This is a genomic window from Thauera phenylacetica B4P, assembly GCF_000310225.1.
GTDB classification, from domain to species: Bacteria; Pseudomonadota; Gammaproteobacteria; order Burkholderiales; family Rhodocyclaceae; genus Thauera; species Thauera phenylacetica.
Genome location: NZ_AMXF01000607.1, coordinates 1 through 459 on the forward strand (window position 1 = coordinate 1; position 459 = coordinate 459).

Annotated in this window: 1 protein-coding gene; it reads left to right on the forward strand. The window is 77.6% G+C overall.

The window, feature by feature from the left end; translation table 11 throughout:
* The coding region (locus tag C667_RS23925; protein ID WP_004392776.1) for a heterodisulfide reductase-related iron-sulfur binding cluster at positions 1-459 on the forward strand (459 nt) is incomplete at both ends.

Consider the following 459-nt stretch of genomic DNA (forward strand, 5'->3'; position numbering starts at 1 on the left):
GGCCGGCGCCGCGCCATGCGCGCCGGGTGATCGCGCTCGCCGGTTGCGCGCAGCCGGCGATGGCGCCCTCGATCAACGCCGCCGCGGCGCGAGTGCTCGACGCGCTCGGCATCTCGATGGTGGAGTTGCCCGGCGCCGGCTGCTGCGGCGCGGTGCGCTTCCACCTCGACGACGCCGAGGGCGCGCGCGCCGACGCCCGCCGCAACATCGACGCGTGGTGGCCCGACATCGAGGCCGGGCGCATCGAGGCGATCGTGATGACGGCCTCGGGCTGCGGCGTGCAGGTGCGCGACTACGGCCACCTGCTGCAGCACGACCCGGCGTATGCCGAGCGCGGGCGCCGAGTCGCCGAGCTCACCCGCGACATCGCGGAGGTCGTCCTCGCCGAGGGCGAGGCCCTGCGTGCGCGGCTCGCCGCGCGCGCGCAGCCGCGCGAGCCGCTCGCCTGGCATGCGCCCT